Annotated in this window: 15 protein-coding genes; 12 read left to right on the top strand and 3 right to left on the bottom strand. The window is 30.4% G+C overall.

Going from position 1 to position 16,253, the window contains the following annotated elements; genetic code table 11:
* Positions 1–562, top strand: a 562-nt coding sequence (locus tag BUB48_RS13955; protein WP_139249999.1) for a ParM/StbA family protein, incomplete at its 5' end; no start/stop codon positions are given.
* Between the two features lie 4 nt (positions 563–566).
* Entirely contained in the window at positions 567–857 is a 291-nt protein-coding gene (locus BUB48_RS13950) for a hypothetical protein (protein WP_073026838.1), read from the top strand.
* Between the two features lie 705 nt (positions 858–1,562).
* On the opposite strand, the gene BUB48_RS13945 is transcribed toward BUB48_RS13950, so the two are convergent.
* Both BUB48_RS13945 and BUB48_RS13940 read right to left on the bottom strand, forming a co-directional pair.
* On the bottom strand, positions 1,563–1,850 hold the full coding sequence (locus tag BUB48_RS13945; protein WP_073026837.1) for a hypothetical protein: 288 nt from the start codon (positions 1,848–1,850) through the stop codon (positions 1,563–1,565).
* Positions 1,851–2,177: 327 nt separating this feature from the next.
* The gene (locus BUB48_RS13940; protein ID WP_058486981.1) at positions 2,178–3,002 is read right to left on the bottom strand and encodes a LuxR C-terminal-related transcriptional regulator; all 825 of its coding nucleotides are present in this window, start codon (positions 3,000–3,002) and stop codon (positions 2,178–2,180) included.
* Positions 3,003–3,156: 154 nt separating this feature from the next.
* Between BUB48_RS13940 and BUB48_RS13935 the strand changes: the two genes are divergently transcribed.
* Positions 3,157–4,710 (top strand): toprim domain-containing protein, encoded by a 1,554-nt coding sequence (locus BUB48_RS13935; protein ID WP_073026836.1) that lies wholly within the window; start codon positions 3,157–3,159, stop codon positions 4,708–4,710.
* Positions 4,711–5,169: 459 nt separating this feature from the next.
* Entirely contained in the window at positions 5,170–5,457 is a 288-nt protein-coding gene (locus tag BUB48_RS13930) for a stage V sporulation protein S (RefSeq protein WP_073026835.1), read from the top strand.
* 258 nt (positions 5,458–5,715) lie between these two features.
* On the opposite strand, the gene BUB48_RS19190 is transcribed toward BUB48_RS13930, so the two are convergent.
* Positions 5,716–5,970 carry a helix-turn-helix domain-containing protein gene (locus BUB48_RS19190; protein WP_073026834.1) on the bottom strand — a complete coding sequence of 85 codons (255 nt, stop codon included), beginning with the start codon at positions 5,968–5,970 and terminating at the stop codon, positions 5,716–5,718.
* A gap of 95 nt (positions 5,971–6,065) precedes the next feature.
* Between BUB48_RS19190 and BUB48_RS13920 the strand changes: the two genes are divergently transcribed.
* From BUB48_RS13920 to BUB48_RS13885, 8 genes are all read left to right on the top strand, one after another.
* Positions 6,066–6,494, top strand: coding sequence for a hypothetical protein (locus BUB48_RS13920; protein ID WP_073026833.1), 429 nt, complete (start codon positions 6,066–6,068; stop codon positions 6,492–6,494).
* Between the two features lie 178 nt (positions 6,495–6,672).
* Entirely contained in the window at positions 6,673–7,740 is a 1,068-nt protein-coding gene (locus BUB48_RS13915; RefSeq protein WP_073026832.1) for a DNA sulfur modification protein DndB, read from the top strand.
* A gap of 891 nt (positions 7,741–8,631) precedes the next feature.
* A complete protein-coding gene (locus BUB48_RS13910) occupies positions 8,632–8,958 on the top strand; it encodes a hypothetical protein (protein WP_073026831.1) in 327 nt (108 codons plus the stop codon).
* Positions 8,959–9,329: 371 nt separating this feature from the next.
* The gene (locus BUB48_RS13905; protein ID WP_073026830.1) at positions 9,330–10,811 is read left to right on the top strand and encodes a hypothetical protein; all 1,482 of its coding nucleotides are present in this window, start codon (positions 9,330–9,332) and stop codon (positions 10,809–10,811) included.
* A 244-nt stretch (positions 10,812–11,055) separates the two neighbouring features.
* On the top strand, positions 11,056–11,667 hold the full coding sequence (locus tag BUB48_RS13900; RefSeq protein ID WP_073026829.1) for a hypothetical protein: 612 nt from the start codon (positions 11,056–11,058) through the stop codon (positions 11,665–11,667).
* A gap of 15 nt (positions 11,668–11,682) precedes the next feature.
* A complete protein-coding gene (locus tag BUB48_RS13895; RefSeq protein WP_073026828.1) occupies positions 11,683–14,976 on the top strand; it encodes an N-6 DNA methylase in 3,294 nt (1,097 codons plus the stop codon).
* 30 nt (positions 14,977–15,006) lie between these two features.
* A complete protein-coding gene (locus BUB48_RS13890) occupies positions 15,007–15,789 on the top strand; it encodes a hypothetical protein (RefSeq protein ID WP_073026827.1) in 783 nt (260 codons plus the stop codon).
* Positions 15,786–16,244 (top strand): hypothetical protein, encoded by a 459-nt coding sequence (locus BUB48_RS13885; RefSeq protein WP_073026826.1) that lies wholly within the window; start codon positions 15,786–15,788, stop codon positions 16,242–16,244. The genes BUB48_RS13890 and BUB48_RS13885 overlap by 4 nt, the downstream gene beginning before the upstream one ends.
* Positions 16,245–16,253 lie beyond the last annotated feature (9 nt).

Below are 16,253 nucleotides of genomic sequence, written 5' to 3'. Positions count from 1 at the left end.
GGATATAAAGTTTAATTTTAACAAAAAGGATTATGCAATTAATATAGTTGATTGCCGTACTTATCCTCAAGGGTATTCCGCACTAATAACTGTGTTTAACAGTTACAGGAATCTTCTATGCAATGTTATCGATATTGGTGGATATACAATTGATTTTTTCAGAGTAGAAAATGGAATCATAGATGTTTCAGCATGCTATTCGCTTCCCAACGGAATCATCACATTAATTGCCAATATACAGCAGGAACTTCTTAAAACAAATATCAGACTTACGGAAACTCAGATACAGGAGATTATCACAGGAAAAGAACCTGTTCTTTTCGAGGCAGATATTAAGGAAGTAATTAAAGTGATGTCAGAAGAGTATGTAGAAAATATATTAGCGAAAATTCAAGAATATGGATTTGAGTTTCACAATCCTACTGTTTTTACAGGGGGAGGGAGCATAATGCTTCAGGATTACATTGAAAAGTCAAATAGAGTAAAGTACACGGACTTTCTTGACCAGTTTGCAAATGCCAAAGGTTTTAAAATCCTATTAGAGCAAGAACTAAGAAGGTGAGTTTATGGCAACAAAAAGGATAAACCTCTCATTTTCTATGGATAGGGAGGATGATGCTAGGGTATATAACATACTTTCTTTACAAAAGTACAAAACAGATTATGTAATTAAGGCGGTGTTAAGTTATATAGGGGGAAGAGATAAAGGTCTTGATGAGGAAATGATAAAACAGGTAGTGAAAGAAGCAATAAAAGAATGTGGAGAAATTATACTAGAAAACAAAGAGAAAGAAAATAATAGTTGTGACCAACATGAACTACCTGACGACATATTTAATATGTTTGATAATCTATAGGCATAATAAATAGTGGAGTTTAAGACTTTCTGATTTATTCTCGGCTATATATGTAATAAATAAGCAATATATTATAAATTTTAATTAAACTGTTTTTGCCCTTTTCTCTTTGTTTTCTATGCCTTAATAAAATGTTCTCAAACGAACTGGAATAAAAAGTTAGGAACTAAAAGGAACTATAATATGAGGATAACTAAAATTAAAGATATACTTCTTTACAAATAATTCTAGGATATGCTATATTTAAAGTGCATTCTGGGGAATGTAGTTGATAAATACGCAAAATAGGGGAAGTGATTGCTTTGCTGCAGTTTCTTTCCCTATTTTGTTTTTATATAAGGTAATTTTCTCTCAGGAGCATAATAGAAGCGTAAAACTCGATTTTAGAAATGGTTTCCTTATATAGAAAACTGATAAGATAATTATTTAGAATTCATTCTTTTTGCATGAGAAACGGAGCAAATGGATGGGTTTTAATAGGGAAAAGGAGTTAGAAACGGTTTTAAGGGTTAAGGGGTATAAAAGTGATTCTAAAAAAGCAGGTGTAGGGGGATAATAGGTTAAAGGGGATAGGGGGCTTGGAATTCGTAACTGTTTAATATGATAATATCTATTAAAAATATTGTTTTTCTTACCCATTATCTTATTAAGAATCTATAGAAAAAAGGCTTCCCATCGATAAAACTGGAAAGCCTTGAAAGATAATTAGTCGGTTAGCCATTTATCCAGGTAATCAATCATTTCGCTTATGTTGGGGTATTTTTCTTTAAACTGTTCAGGAGTCAATTCTGGTATTTTTTCAGAAAGTTTATTTATTAAATCTTTTAATTCGCCCAGCAAGTCTTTTTCACTGTCGCAGTTGTATTCATAGACGGTTACTAGAATATCAAAGCAATAGTCCAAATTTTGATACGGAACAGAATCTTTACCAAAAGCCTTATCAACAGTTTCTAGTAAATTGGCAATTTCTGATTTAAGATGCTTATTCTTCATAAACCACCATCTCCTTTCCAAAGTTTTATGGCATTATAGGAAAGGATAAAGATAAAAGTCAAATATATTTTTATATTTTATCAAATTCAAAAAATTTTTCTTTCTTGCAATGCGTCAATTATATGGTTAAAGTTAATTTTGTCGCCATAAAAATGCTTTAAACTTTCTGAATTCAAAGGTTTATACAGTTTCAACTAATTACATATATATTAACAACGGGATTAGAAGTATAAAGGCTAAAAATAAAAGACGGCATAAAAATATATCTAGCCATATGAGTGAATAGTATATTAATTCAGTAACATGGACTTCTATGGATACAGAGTACTATCTCGTTCTGCATAGATGGCTGCGAACCTTTTTAGCAGCCCTAGATTTTATCTTGCGGGAATATTCAGGAGTAATATTTAGTATTTGGGCAATTTCTATATGGGTATATCCATCTATGAGCAAATTTAATACTTGTTGTTCTTTATTGGTTAATATTCCTTTAATACTAGATAAAATATCGTCTATACTGTCAGCGTCGATAAGAGTATATATATTGTGTTTATATTGGAATTTATCAAAAGAATTAGTTGTGCCATTTGGAGAGCATTCATGTTTAATGCTGTCTATACTAAGCATCTGTATCGTCAAATCTCTCCTAATACATTTATATATGTAATTCCAATACTGGTCGCAGAACTTGACAGCAAGGTAATAGGAGTATTGATTATCATATTTATCTATTGATTTTTCAATTTTTTCTAAGGATATCTTATTTATCAGTTCCCAAAAGGGATAAATTAAGGAATAGTTCCAAGGCTGACTGTCATCTATATATCCATATAGTTGGATATAATCTTTCAGGTATTTCTCTAAAGCGGAGGTAAAATCAAATTTAAATTTAAAACTATTACCATTTTCATTGGGCAATAATGATTTTTGTAGTTTAATAAGTTTAGAATACTTTTTTTCTCTAACCTTTGGAGAGTAGATTTTAGTTATATCCCCTGTTATTGTCCACTTTAAAAGAGGTTCAATTATATTATAAAGATTGATAAAAACATCATTTTGCTGATGCTTATTTAAGACATTCTTTTTTTGCCCTAGTTTATATTGGTATAACAAAAATTTTACTTCTTCATCATTTACAAATGGCTTTTTCATTATAAATCATCCTCCACGACTGTTTTTGACATTTTAGCCGTGGCAGGAAGAAAATCAAATTTTCAGGCAAAAATTTTAAAAAAATAAGATGAAAATTTGAAACCTAACGAGACGCCTAATATAATGCCTCCAAATTAAGACGGAGGCGATGTATATGGAAAACAAAACTTTTTCGTTTGGTAAGGTAAAGGGGATGGGTATGGTGGAAGTTATGAATATGGAAACCATACATGCCAACTTTTCTGGATTACAATATCTATGGGGACAGTACAAAAGAAGCACAAACGATACAGTAAAAGAAGAAATAGCAGAATGCTTTAAAACATATGCGGGTGATTATATTGTTAGATTTGGGAAATATAAGGGACTAACGCTGAAGCAGATTGATGAAATAAATAGAAGTTATTTGGAAAATTATCTTACCCATAACGATAATGAAGAAATTAGAATAGTTGTTAAAACGTATCTTAAATATCATCCAGAAAAGATGAATGGTGAATATAATAACTATCAACAGCAGACATATGCATACTATAATGAGTTAAAACAGAGGATAGATGCTAGCAGTCAATTAGATATAGAGTATGTAATTAGGAACATGGGATATGTAATAGAAAATGGGAAGTTTGAGCACTGCCCCTGGGGATGTGATATGCATAGTAAAAGGTATCAGCATGCAATTTTAAAGAAAGGTAATGACAATTCTTATTTTGTTGGCTGTTTTAAATGTGGGAAAAGGGAAAACTTTATTAAATTTGTATGTGAAAAGAAAAACTATAGTTTTACTGAAGCACTGGAATGGATATCAGGTGTTTTAGGGATTACAGTTTCAAATGTTGAGCATAAAAATGTTGCAGAAATAAAAAAAGAATTTGTAAATGCTGAGGAAGAAATTGTGCTTGAGAAGAGAATTCTGCCGGAGATTAGTCTTCAAGGTTTTGGTTTTAATAAAGGAGTATATCCTCCTGAGTTTTATGAACGAGGATTTACAGTGAAAGATGCTGAAGAGATGGAAATATATTTTGCTGGAAGGGACTGTACTAATGAATTCAGAAACAGAATATGTTTTCTAGTGAGAGATTTGGACGAAAAGATTGTCGGGGTTGTGGGAAGAAATAAATACAGCGAAGAAGAACATTACGATTATTGGGCTAGAAGGCTGGGATTACAAGGCCTTAGCAGAGAAGAGCAGATAAAAGAGATTGAAAAACAAAACTGTAAATATAAAAAGTACTATAATTTTCAAGGATTTAGGTCAGGATGTGTTTTATATAATGCCAATCGGTTAGTTAATAGCAGTAAAGAAGAAGTTTTTATTGTTGAAGGACCCTTTGATGTAATGAAAATGGTTCTCAAGCATGGCTATAAAAATACGGTTGGGATGTTCGGCCATTCCCTCAGTAAGGGACAACTATATCAACTTTACCAGTTGTATGAGAATGTAAGAGAAAAAATTAAGATATATCTACTTGTTGACAATGATGAGGCTGGATTAAAAGGTTTTGAGAATAATGTAAAGAATCTTCAGGAATTAGGATTTAAAAATATCTATAAAATGGTTCTTGAAGGAGCAAAGGATGCAGGAGAAGCCACAAAAGAGCAGGTCGACAAAGCATATAAAACTGCACAACTCCAGACTATAAGATATAACAAGAAGAAAATCGTTGTGAAAGATTATGATACAGGACTGAAAAGTGCTGTAGAATAAAATCAAAAAAATTTTAAAAAATTTTCTAAAAAAGTGTCACGTTTTTAAATTTGAGGCCAGTATAATATATATAGAAATATAAAGGGATTGTTAAATCCTTATAAACAGTTGAACTGTGTATATATTTTTATTACAAATATTTCATTCATTGTTGACTCTTACAAACAGTTAAACTATGATACATATTTTTATTAATAAAGTATTTTTTAAATATTATAGTAAAAGGTAAAATTAATTGTTACTCCTTATCAAACAGTGGTGCAAATATGACTGGATTTGGCAAACACATTTGCACCACTGTTTATAAGGAAAAACAACAAAATTCAACTGTTTATAAGAAGCAACAAACAAAGTTTAACTGTTTGCAAAAGTTAACAGTTTTACTTATTTGTTATTTAAACTTGAAATAATATAAAATTCCTTCCTATAATGCTTGAAACATTAAGGAGGGATTTTATATTGGGTATACAGGTATTAAAGGTTTCAGGAAATGGTAATATAAACGCTATTGCTGATACAATTAATAAATACGTAGTTGAGGATGGCATTGTCCATATTGATGCAATAGGAATAAAGGCAACATATATGACAGTGAAAGCCCTTATACAAGCGGTTGAATATCTGGTGAGTAAAGGGTATAGGTTTAATTTGAGGCCATATTACGTTAAAGTAAACACAGCAGGAAATGATATACAGCCAATTAGTAAGACTGCCATTCGGTGGACATTGATTGCAAAGGGAAAATAATATTAATTCTTGTACTCATAACTAAAATATGGTAATATGATGGCATACAGCCGAAAGGGACACACTTCTCTTATACTGCATAACGCAGAGGAGAGGTGTGTTTTTGTTTGCACTCTGAAAAATATGGTTAAATATATAACAAACAAGTTGTGTGCATTTGAACGCATATAAGGTATAGGGTGTAAGAGAAGGAAAAAGGGGCTGTTGAATTTACAAAAATAAGGATATATATTATAATGTTCTTTATTAGAACAAAAATTATTTTTCTAACCCTAACAGCCAACCAGGACTGACTTTGAGGATTTGACACAGGGCAAGCAACTCGTAGTCTGTCACAATGCGTTTCTGCTGCTCGATTTTGGAGATGCTGGCTCTGTCTATATACACGGCTATAGTCTCCAACTTGGCTGATAACTGTTGTTGGGTTAGATTGCTTCTTAGTCTTGCAACTTTTAACCGAGGCCCGATGATGTTTCGGTTATCATTATCGAGTACTAATTTCGTGTATATCACCTTTGTGTTTTATTAGAACAATCTAAGTTTAACCGAACATTTAGACTTTTATGTTCTAATAAAGCACATTGCATGGGCTTATAGGAGAATATATTATGAAAAGGTATGTAAAAGACGGCAAAACAATATGCATATTGATAAACCGGCAAGGCATGATTTACTATAGCAATATTGATAAGGACATTACTAAAAAGTGGCTGAGGGATTTCAGTATTTTAGACTATCTGCCGGTTGAACATACTTTCAATTTCAATGTTAGGAATAGTAGTATCACTGTTGATAAGTTTGTCTTAGATAAAACAGAATGCTATTTAATTCTTATTCAACCACAAGAAGATTTATATAAATTTGCTTACAGAGACCCATTGACTAGTCTGTACAATAGAAACTATTGGGAACATTTAATGTGTGGAATACTGCAGCATCCTATGCTTAGAAAATTTGCTTTAGTTATTATTGATATAGACAAACGTCAAAATACTTGTTTTCTTCCTTTGATTTTTTGTTCTGCAATGATATTATAGTAATAACTGAAAAAGGATTAAGGGGTTAAAGTAAATCCTACATATTACACAATTATTTTTTTCCTTGTGCCTTAAGCCTTCATTTGATAGAATACAAGCAGAAAATGCTGTTAATAATTTCTGTATGGAAAAGATTGCTGTATTCTTATATTTATATAAACGAGGGAGGAAAGTTCGTATGGCAGAGTATGTGTTTAGGAATGTGACTCAAGTAGGCGAAAAGGAATACCAGACAGTAATTGATGGACAGGAATTAGCAGAGATGTGGAGGGATGGGGTAATAACTTATAATCCAGAAATACAAAGAGGAACAAAGGTAAAAAGGGGAAAGGACAATAGTGAAGTTGAGGTTGCTGTGTACAATAAAGCCAATGTGAAAAAAATCTATACTTCTATGCTTTCAGGCCAATATTTTACGGATATGATTACATTAAATGTTCTTGAAGATGGCAATGAAAAAGTCGAACTTGATGATGAGGGTAATCTTGCTGTAGATGGCGAAATAAACATTGCAGATGGGCAGCACAGAATTAGGGCTTTAAGCATGATTCTTGAAGGAAACGAAAAAGGGGATACATTCTTCGATTTAACCGAACTAAAATTCCCTGTAAAAGTTACCCACTATAATGTCCAGACCGCACAACAGCAATTCCATCAGTTTTCTCTTGGGCTCAAAATCAGTTCAAGCCGTGCGGAATATTTTAATCAAACCGGCCTTGCAAACATTATAGTTAGAGAACTTATGAAAAACAGCGACCTGGCTGGTAGAGTGGAAGTAGTGAGAAATTCAATTCCCAAAAAAGATGAGAGGCATATTGTTACTTTTGCCACTCTTGTAAATGCTATAGATTTAGTTTATAAGGATTTGGAAACAAGGGTTCAGGCAATGGAACTTGCAAAATATCTGTCAGAATTTTTTAATGAACTAATAAACCTCATTCCCGAGTTGCACAATTACGAAAAGAGAGCACAAAGTAAAGAAACATCGTTAATAGGGGAAAATTTCATGTTTTACGGATACGTAGCCATAAGCAAGGTGTTACGGGATAAGGAGAATTGGAAAGAGTATCTACCACTAATTAATAAACTCGACCTGCTAAAATCTTCTAAAGTATGGTATGCTGAAATAATTAAGGGAGGAAAGGAAAGAGGATATTCTATTATTAATACAAGTGAGAGCAGGCAGAAGTTTATAAACAAGATAGAAAGAATGTTCAAAAAACTATTAAACGAAAAGACTGAATAATATACATTTTTTGACCAGGCTGACGGGTAGTTGGAGTATGCTAATCTGTTAGCCTTTTTGATTGTTAATGGAAAGGGCTGCAGAATTAATTATAAAGTTGTTATTTAGTACATAATTATATTTTTGTCGCATTATAATTCATTAAACCTCTTAATCCATAAGCCTTTACTCTAACTCATTAATATACATATTTGTGGGTTAAGGGATTAAGAATAAAAGATACGAGATTGAGGTAAAAGTACAGAGCACAAAATATACTTTGCATAGAGAGATAATTATATATAAAATGCATCGGTCAAGTAAAGGTTTTATCATCAATGCCTCTTTCGTTAAACTGTCTACAAAAAAGTAGGCAGTTTTTTTATTGCCAATTAAAGGTGAGATGGGTGCAAGATATAAGAGATTTGGTTCTATGGCAAATCGATGTTTACAATTTTACATATTTTTACACGTGTTATACTCAATTATAGAGGGGGTGACGTTTGAAAAAATCCCAAATTTATTATGAGTTATACTATAAATGTAGAGAAGGAGTAAAAATTTTCAAATTTACAATATGCTATGCTCAATAGTGTAAAGGTACAGAGAAAACTTCAAATTTTTTATGTGTAATACTATAAATGTGAGGGGGAAGGCCTGCAACAAGAATCCAAATTTTTATATGCTATGCTTTATATGTAGGGGTTAAATGGTTCAAAAAATTTGAAAATTTGAACCTTCTGGCTTTAGAAATATATTTTGTTTTAACTATATGAGGTAATTAAGGGGGATTTTATGATAAATATTAGAGCACCATCAAAAAAAGAGACATTTTGCCCAATAACCTTTGAGATGTGAAATCAAAAAACAACCTGCTTATTAATAATATCAAAAATAAAGGAGAGATGAAATATGAAAAAGATTATCAACAATAAAGTATATGATACTGAGACTGCCCAATTGATAAGAGAATATTGGAATGGACATGAAAAAGGCGACGACTATTATCAACTTGAAAGGCTATATAGAACTGAGAATGGAGAAATGTTTTTGCACTATATTGGTGGCAGATATACAGAATATGAAGGGCAAGAAGATATTATTCCTTTAGAGCCATGCGATGCATGCAAATGGTTAGAGAAAATTGAACTTACAGAAGCAATTGGAAGACATTTTGCAAATGTGTTGGGAGAAGAACTCGCAGGTGCAATTTACATTTCTGCGCAGCGCTTAGACTAATAGAAAATATAGTTAGTTAATAGTGGAAACAAGTTTATATGGAAAATAAAATAGGAATCTCAAAAAAATAGAAGCAGCATTCATTAAAATGCTTCTTCTGAAAACAAAAATGTACTTTATAAAACCATCTATGACCAATTATACAATAAAAATAGAAAAAGAAAAAGGCATTAAATAGGAGAGTGAATTGCATCTCCAAGGAAGTAGGGAGGTATCAGGTTTAAAAGCCTGATACTCCCGAAATTTATACAACTAATTTATAAAAAAGCAACGTATGGAGAAACACTAAATAAATTCCGACTACTGAAATCTTCTTTAGAAAATGTCCATTTAAATAAATATTAGGCTATATTGAAGAGAGGAGAATGATTATGATTAATACAAAAAAGAATGTGATGTCTAAAGACTATGGTTGTTTACTTATAGCAATATTAAGTAACAAATCGCTTTATCCATTAATAGATGAAGAATATGAAAATAATAAAAGAGAATATGATGAACTGATTCTCAATAGCGATTTCTTTAACAATAATAGGCATAAAATTATACCAGAAGATATGAAAGAGTATGGCATTAAATTAACAGGCATTTTTCTATCTAAAAATGGAAACAACTTTATGAGAAAAATTCTCAAGTCAGGATGGCCCAGATTATATGATTATGTTAAAAATACCGATTGTGTAGTTTATGAAGAAATAAAGCAAATAAAAGATTATGGTCTGGATAATCTGTCTGAAGGTTATACAATCTATATTATAAAACAAATGCTAGATATGTTTAATAAGGACATGACTCATAAGAGAGATGAAAGCAAACGTGAAATAGATGCATACAATAATAGACTATCATTAGCATGGAATATTATGATAAAAGAAAAATTCTTTCAATCACTTGATAAGGAGTTTCAATTAGTCTCAGGCGAAGTCAACAGAGACAATACATTGCAAAAAAGAATTAATTTAGATAAAAATAGTAATTTTTGCAAAGGGCTTTTGTATTTAATGAGTTATTATTCTATAGATTTATGGGATTTTGGACAGAGTTACAAGATTGAGGAAAAAGATAGGGAACTTTTGGCAAGTTATCTTGATGCCTCTGATTTATCAATAGATGACATTTTGAATAATGTTCATGAAAAAGAAAATATGTTCGACTATATTATATTTAGTAGAATGTTTCAGGTCTTAATTAATAAATATAGTGCATTGGACAGTACCTATGTGCGATTATATAAAAGCAGCATAGAAAAGGACATTGAACTTGAAAAACTTACAACGCAAATATATTGTCTAAAAGAGCAGGTTGAAAAATTAGAAAGAGAAAATAACCAATTAAGAGAAAAACTTAAAATTATAAGTTTGGATACAGTAAGAGAAAAAGAAAAAGAAATCATCGATATTAAGAAACAATACAATGAGATTATTAAAGGAAAAGACCAATTGTTAGAGGAAAATAAAGAAGAAATTCAATTACTGAAAATGACTATAGAAAATTTAATTGATGAAAGCCGATACGTTAATGAAGAGCAGATAACTAATGACGCATTAACTGGAACTAGAGGAGTAATTATTGGCGGAACTCCGCAATGGCAACAGCATATGCGTAAAATTGTGCCTCACTTTAAATTCATAGAAGTAGAACAGTTAAACTATGATACAAAAATATTAGAAAATGCTGACAAAATATACTTTAACACTGCATATAACTCACATGCAATGTTTTATAAGACTATAAATGCAGTTCGCAAAAATAAAATAGAAATTGTCTTTATCAATTGCAATTCAATTACAGCAGGATTTAAAATGTTTGGACAAAAGAACGGTCAGTATACAGGTGAGCATCTTGTAAGTTAAGTAAACAAATAATAATGTGCTTTCATAAGAGATTGCTGAATAACATTTCTATTATGAAAGGTTAATATGCAAAAGACACATGCTTTTATAGTATGTGTCTTTTGCATATTTTACTAAATCAAAAAAGGATTCTATTTATTATTGTCGAATTTTTATTATATAATTGAGATAGTTATAATAGTCGATAAAAGATATATGCAAAACTATAAAGTTTTAACATTTAAATTTGGGCAGGAGGGTTTTTATGGATATAAGTGCTAATAAAGATAAATTTATACAAACTCTAACGAGTTTTAAAGAAAATATCTTAAAATCTATCAAAGGCTCAATAACAGGTAGCGCAGAAAATGTGTTATTTCTAAATGAATATCGTGGAAGAGTTAGTAAAGATAAGATAAAAGGTTTTATAGAATTAAAGATTGCTGTACATATTGTTTTAAAGTATATTTTGATTCGTTTAATTGAAGACACAAACCCAAAAATAAATTCTAAACTTAATGCTGAAGGTATATCAAAGTGGAGAGAGATGAGCAAAAACTTCAGAAACGATTATGTAAAATTATTTCAATTTGCATGTGATGATTTAAGACGGGAAAAGGGGATAGGAGAGGCATTTGCAGAAACAGCATATGATGATTATTACTCAAGATTAAAAAGCGTTTTCAATCCTTCTCATAATAGAGAGAATAACTATTTGGAATTATTAAAGGATTATGATTTTAAAACTCTGGACCCCAATACGGCTATAACTGTTGTTGAAACTATCTATCCTTCTGAAGAAAGGGAGAATCTCCAGAAATATTTATTGCCTTCACCTGCAATTGACTTTTTGTTAAACAACCTTGGAATACGGTAAGGAGGTAGAACTCAAATGGGTGAAACAGTTAGATTTAATAAGGATGCTTTAATAGATGAGTTAAAACAGATTCACAGAGATATGGTTTCTGTATACAAGGAACTTTTTACATATAAATATGAAAATAACGAAGATTTTAGAAATTTTATTGAAAAAGAGTATAGAGAAAATGGTATAGAGAATGATGACAAAGAAAAGTGGAATGAGAATTTTTGTCATAGGACTTCTTATACGCTTATAAACAAAGTGCTATTTATAAGGATATGTGAAGACAAAGGATTTATGTTTAATCCCGAAGAAGATTTTATTATGGGAGAGCCAAAAGACCCTAATATAGGCAAGAAATTATCTGCAAGGGGCAGAGATAGGTGGATAAGCCTGATTTCCAACTATACTTTTGGAGAACTGCTAAAGTTTGCTTTTGCTGATATGAAGGAGTCATTTAAAAATATTGCCCTTTTTAAAGAGGATAAATACGAAAAGTTAAATCCTACTAAACAGGAACTCGAATTAAAATTTATGCTGGATAGCAAGGAGTATAAAAAAACACCGATTTATAGTTATGAGGAAAATGTTGCAAAAATTATAGAAAAACTCGATACATCGAAATTTGACTTTAATGTTCCTGCGGAAGGGAACATACTAGGTGATGTTTATGAAAAATTTATGGACAGGGAAACCCGTAAGGCAATTGGGCAATTTTATACTCCCGATTTTGTTATTGAATATATTTTAAACAATACAGTTGCAGAAGCAGATGTGATAGAAAATCCTTTTGTTTCTGTGTTAGACCCTGCATGTGGCAGCGGGCATTTTCTAATTATGGCGTATGACATATTGAGGAAGAAGTTTGAGGAAAGCATTGATAAGTTAAGAGAAAAATATGCTGATGTAGATTATGTCTATAAAAATAAAAAAATGAAAGGTAAGGAATACTGGGTAAAGGATAGAATTCATTACCATATCCTAAAGCATTGTATTTTTGGAGCGGACATAGATAGTTTTGCAGTGCAGTTAACTACCATTAATCTGCTGCTAAAAGACCTTGATAACTTCACAGATGAACTAAATATTATGGAATGCGACAGTTTAATTAAATGGGAAGAAGATTATGATTGGCAGGATTTAAAACAGCAGTTAGAAGACCATAATAAACTCTATTATACGATAAATTATAAAGATATTGCTGGAATACAAAGGCAAGATATATTGAGTTGGGATAAGGCAGAAGAATTAGTAAGACTTTGTGAATTTTGGTCTAAAAAATATGATTATGTAGTTGGGAATCCGCCATATGGTTCGAAACTAAGTGATGATTCACTTAAGAAATATTATATGAATACATATAGTGATGTTCATATGAGAACAATTGATGTTTATAATTATTTTATTTCACGAGCAAGTAAAGAACTAAAAGGAAAATTAGGAATAATCATTCCTAATTCTTTATTGACTCAATATGAGTATACAAAATGTAGAAAATATCTATTAGATAGTTTTGCCATCAAAACAATAATATATTTGGGGGAAAATGTATTCGAAGATAATTCTTATCCTACAATGATATTAATTATAGAGAATTTGATTGATTTGAATAATGAAATACATCTTTTAGATGTTAGTGACTGTGCTAATAACTATGAGAAGAAAATAAAGATAGATAACATTGATAAATTAAGTTTAAAGACTAAACAAAGTGTTTTTTTAAAACTAGACCAGTATAAATTTTTATTAATTAGAGAAGATTTAATTAATTTGATTCTTAAAATAAAATCTAATCATAAGAAACTTGATGATATATGTAAATATGTCGCTGTAGGAATAGCAAGCGGAAATGATAAGGCATTTGTAGTTAATTTAAATCAAATCGAAGAGTTGGATAAAAGGTTATTGAGAAAGGTATTAGTTGGAAGTAATATAAATAAATATTCAATATCATATGCGGATAAATATGTTTTATATATAAATAAAGATACGGATGTTGCAAATTGTGAAAAAACTCTCAAGCATCTTGAAAAATATAAGGTTCAGTTAAGTAGCAGAAGAGAAGCAAAAAAAGGAATTATTAGATGGTTTGAATTACATTGGCCAAGAAGTCCAGAACAATTTGAGACTAAGAAAATTCTTTGCAGACAGACTGGTGATAGTCTAATAGCAACAATAGACGAAGATAATTATTATAACTTAAATAGTATTATAGACATTGTTTTAAAAGAAGATGTCAAAATGATTTACTCTGAAGAGTATATAACAGCAATTTTGAATTCTAACCTAATGAATGCATACTATAAATTAATAGTTCAGGAAAACAATAAATTATATGCAGAAGTGAAACCAGTTGTATTAAAGGAATTGCCCATACCTTTAATTAATTCAAATGAATTGCCAATAATAAATGAGAAAGTTAAAAAAATAATAGAATTAAATCAAAAAATAAACAGTATAAAGTTTAATTTAACTACAGATGTGGTGTCCAACTATATAAAGGCGTTAGAAGAAATTGAAGAAATTAAAGTAGAAATAAAAGAAACTGAAAAATACTTAAATGATGCTATATATAGAATATATAGTATGGAGGAAGATGAAATAGAAATTATTGAAAAATTTTTATGCGAAAAACCTGATATTACCTATAGAACAAATAAGGAAAAATTGGAAAAAGTAATTACAGTCGATAGGTTTATAGAAGAGCATGTTGTTAATAATAAGTCTCTTGAACATATAGCAGATATGTATGAAGTTAAATATTCTGACCTTGTTACTTTACGTCAAAAATATATTAAAGAATATGCTACAAATGAACCGTGGAAGTTTTATAACTTTTTACAACTATTTAATGCAATTAATGAGCATTTAAAAAAAGGCACTATAGAAATTTTGACTAGTGCAAAAAAATATATGAATATTATGGAAATTAGAGATGCTCTTAAAACCCTGTATGGCAACTTTGAAGAACTTATGAACATTATGAGAAAAGATAATCCTACTAAAAAATCAAAAGACATAGTGAAAGAAGCATTAAATAAATTTGCTGATACGTGGAGTAGTTATATTAAAAATATAAATGCAGACAAAGAACCAAAGGAACTTGTGAAATACTATGACAATAATTACTATGGTTTATCCGAATGGGATGATGAGATTCATAAAGAATATTTTATTGATGCTATAAAAGAATATACAGAAATTAATCCAAACGAGAAGAAAGCAAGAGATATATTGAAATTATTTGAAGGACTTAATATTAAAGATAAAGAAGATTATATAGAGATTTTTAATAGTCAGATTAAGAAGGCTTTTAGAAAATAGTTTACTTACAATGGATTGAAGGTGATAAAGATGAATGCTTTACAAAAGTTCTTACCTTTATCAGAAAGGGTGCCGGTAGAAGAGACACTAGATTGTATAAGGTTTATAGAGCAGGATAGAAATAAAGAGTCAGTAAGGCAGTATGTTGAATCAGTGATGCCCTTTGGAGAAAAGGCGTCACTGAAGTACAGGAGGAGATTCTTTGAGCGTTTTATTGAAACTGAAGGAAACGATATAATTTATACTCCTTTACTGAAGTTTATAAATGAAATAACTAATTACCAGTCTAAAAAAGAAGTCCTTTATTATATTACCTGTATAAAACATATTTGTGTCGGCGAATGTGTAAAATCATTTGCTAAAGGAGACCTGCCGGGTGAGATTTCAAGCAAGGATTTACTTGAGTACTTCAGAATAAGAATGCCTGATGCAAAGGATAGTTCAGTTGAAAAAACTTTTAATGTTGTCGTTAACATACTAAAGGATTTTGGGGTGTTAAATGCAGTTAATGATAAAGTTTCTAATGAAAAAAGGTATAAGTTGAATTGGAACATTAGGCCTACTAACGAAGCGCTTGTTTTTTGTTTATACTATGAGTTTAGAAAAATCAGAGATAATAAGATGCCGAGAGCAGACGTACTATTCAATGCAGAAGTATTTAAATATTTTTTAATGGGTGAACCTTTGATTAATAAATATCTAAAGTGGATGATGGATGAAGGATATATTGAAAATTATGTAATGGGAGATAATTCCCAATACCAATTTAGTTATGAAAACCTTGAACAGTTAGTTGAGAAGGTGGTTAAATGATTCAAGAAGAGATTGAAAAGAAAATAAGGAGTATGGATAAAAGAAAGTTATTGTTCTTATTTGGTGAACATATGAGCGGAAAAACACAAGCAGTGATAAATTTTCTAAAAAGTAAATATGGAAATGATTATAGTAAGTACTACATTGATGTTGGATTATATTTACAACAGAAGATACTTGAAGGACCTATATCTACATATGAAGTATATCCAGAAGAATTTTCCGAGGATGCACAAGACTTTATTGAAGAACTTATAAAAGAAAAGTTTATAGAGAGTTCTAATAATCTATATGTACTTGACCATTTGGAATTTCTGCTGTCAGAGAAAAATACTGAATGGATAAAGATTCTAGATAGAGTGACCTTAAAAAAGTATACAGTTATTGTTGTAGTTCCTAATGAATACAGATATATGCTGCCCGTTAAAGCCTATGATTATGTAGAGGTCATTTGAAGGAGGATG

The sequence above is a fragment of the Lutispora thermophila DSM 19022 genome, assembly GCF_900142105.1.
Classification (GTDB): Bacteria; Bacillota; Clostridia; order Lutisporales; family Lutisporaceae; genus Lutispora; species Lutispora thermophila.
This window is presented reverse-complemented; position numbering and strand designations above follow the sequence as displayed.